The organism is Psychrobacter sp. (assembly GCF_035469765.1).
GTDB lineage: Bacteria > Pseudomonadota > Gammaproteobacteria > Pseudomonadales > Moraxellaceae > Psychrobacter.
In genome coordinates this window covers 1-2,729 of sequence record NZ_DATIRM010000327.1, presented here as the reverse complement: position 1 = coordinate 2,729, position 2,729 = coordinate 1, and the positions used below count along the sequence as shown (strand labels likewise).

2 protein-coding genes are annotated in these 2,729 nt (G+C 43.3%); both read right to left on the bottom strand.

Annotated elements, in window-relative coordinates:
• Window positions 1-87 precede the first annotated feature (87 nt).
• Window positions 88-2,097: a mechanosensitive ion channel family protein gene (locus tag VLN09_RS09145; RefSeq protein ID WP_325245812.1), complete on the bottom strand. Its 2,010-nt coding sequence runs from the start codon at window positions 2,095-2,097 to the stop codon at window positions 88-90.
• Window positions 2,098-2,250: 153 nt separating this feature from the next.
• On the bottom strand, window positions 2,251-2,729 hold a 479-nt coding region (locus VLN09_RS09140; protein ID WP_325245810.1), incomplete at its 5' end, for a DALR domain-containing protein.

Sequence of the window (2,729 nt, the reverse complement as noted above, 5' to 3'; positions counted from 1 at the left end):
TAATAAATCCATAAACTAATAAACTTTAGTCAATACTTACTTGAGAGACCAAAGCATAAACGAACTACAACCTGACAAAGAAAATGCTTAACTAGTCGTTTTTTCTTTGAGATTTGCTTCTTGATAGATAATACGCTCAGCGGGTAAATAGCGTTTTTGTTCACGGTAAAGATAGTTAAGCATCTGCTCACGTATCTCACAAGCCAGCGTCCATGCTTCTATGGGACCTGCCGCTGAAACAGCACCGCGCAGCTGAATGGTGCTTTCCGTCACCTCAACTACAAATATTTCAGGCTCAGTTTTGTTGTCCCAAAGCTTGTTGTCTTTAACCACCGATATAAACTGCTGGCGAATGGCGTCAATATCTGCGCCATAATCGATATATAAAAACACAGGACAGATCTGATGTACTTCTGTATGTGACCAGTTCTCTACCCTTTCAGTGATCAATTCGCGCATCGGCACGATTAATCGACGTTCATCCCATGTTTTTAGTACCGCATAAGTGTAACGCAGGTCTTCAACGGTACTAAAGTTGCCATCCATTATTATACTGTCGCCAATCCGTACGGGCTGCGTCACTGCCACCTGTACCCCAGCCATGATGTTACCCAGTATTGGTTGAGCTGCTATACCGATGACCACGCCAGCAATTCCAGCCGAAGTTAGTAAAGTTGTGCCAAGACCTTCCATGTTGGCAAACTCACTCAGACCTATCCAGATACTACCCAACACCATGGCAAAGATGAAAAAGCGACGAAATATCGACACATAAGTGCGGCGACTTCGCTCCTTATCAAAGTGCTCTTCTGCCAGATTTTCAATCTGCATGTTTTGATAACGGTTAGAAAAAAAGTTGATGATACGTATACCTAGCCACATGGCACTCAATACCAGCCCAACCCAAATAAGTGGACGGGTTGACGAAGCCACTGCGTCTAGATAAGGAAATCCGCCAGAGACTAAGGTAAAAACGAGCGAAAAACTGATGGTAAACGTCAAAGGTACAGTCAGCTTACTGACCAAATCTGCCACACCATTGTTTCTGCTGCCAGACATGCTGTATTTTTCATCGTCCATATAGTAGCTAATGACTTTTTCAGTGCTTTTACTCAGTAACCACCCTACGCCCATGGTCAATGAGAAAAATAGCACTAACGATAAAAATTCCCATAACGCGATACTAAAAAACTGTAATTTTAACCAAGTGGGCAGGTAACGCTCAAATTCTGCTGGATGATATTGCTCATAAAGATTGTCAATATTGCCGACTGTCTGCGCAGAAAATATCCAGACGGGGGCTTGATCGCCTACTCGTACCCGCTCCAAGTACATAGGGACACGGCGTTCCCGATACTCAATATAGCCAAGTTGAATGGAGCGTCTAGGAATACCCATGACACTGCTATTATTACCGAGCGGCGGTTCAATCAGACCATCGGGGCGGTCTGGCATGTCATCGAATACATACAACTCTGTTTCGGATAGCAAAAAATCAAGTTGCTTTGTCAAATCAAGCGCACGGCTACGCTGATTTTCCTCATCGATTAAATTCATATTGAGCGCATAAGCTGCCAAGTCATATTGCTGCTTCATCACTGCTGATTGAAAAAACTCCAAGGTCGCAAGCGGCGTCGCCAAATTTGGTGGCTCTGCTAATGGTGGCAGTCCTACATTGAGCTTATTGAGTAAGTAATAACTCTCGCTATACTCCCCTGTCAGTCCCATGTCACCTTGTAACGTCCCAGCCTGCTGTACCACGCTACGCTCAGTGGGATCAAATATCTCTTCGGTAATACCAGAGATATTAACGCTTTCATCCTTGATGGTATTGATTTTCTGAACGGCATACTCAGCTAAATTGTCAGGCTTGCTGGCTGCTTGTGAACGAGTTTGCTCATTCGCGCTTATCTCATCGTTATTGTTTGCCGCATTAGCAGGCACATGGATAGCACTTATGACTATAATAAAAAAACCTAAGATCACGTGCAGTGCGTTGTAGTGAATACTATGTCGCTCTACATCGAGACGACAACCATAGTCAAAATCCATTGCAGTACCATGACCGTCAACGGTACTATTTTTGAGAGTATTCATATTTTCAAAACCACTAGTTTACAAAGGGAATGCATGTAAAAGATGCGTTTGGTATGCTTTAACTTAATGTAGTATGCAAAAAAAAGCCAGCTCGAAGCTGGCTTAATTTATTAATGTTTGAGAATAGACAAGCGCAAAAAATATATGCTCAAATTAAGCACGGCGCCAAGTGGTGCCAGCACGACTGTCTTCAAGCTCAATACCGGCCTCTTTTAACTGCACACGTATCTCATCAGCACGGGCAAAGTCTTTATTGGTTTTCGCATCTGCACGCTCGATGATCAAGCCATCAATAGCAGTATCGGTAAAACCATCTTCTGCCTCATCACCAATCACTGCTTGCAAAAACTGCTGCACGGGTTGTTGTAAAATATTCAATACCTGCGCCAACGCTTTTAGTTGCTGCGCCAACTGCCATGCCGTATCTATCTCTTCAGCTTTGATGGCTTTGTTGATGTCACGTGCCAGACCAAATAAGACGCTAATCGCCGTTGAGCTATTAAAGTCATCATTCATAGCTTTGATAAAAGCTTGTCCTGCTGCACTGGCATAGGCACTATTAATCAAGGCGTCATCGATAATAAGTACTTCACCTTTTTGTTGTTCAGCAACCTTTAATGCTTGATATAATC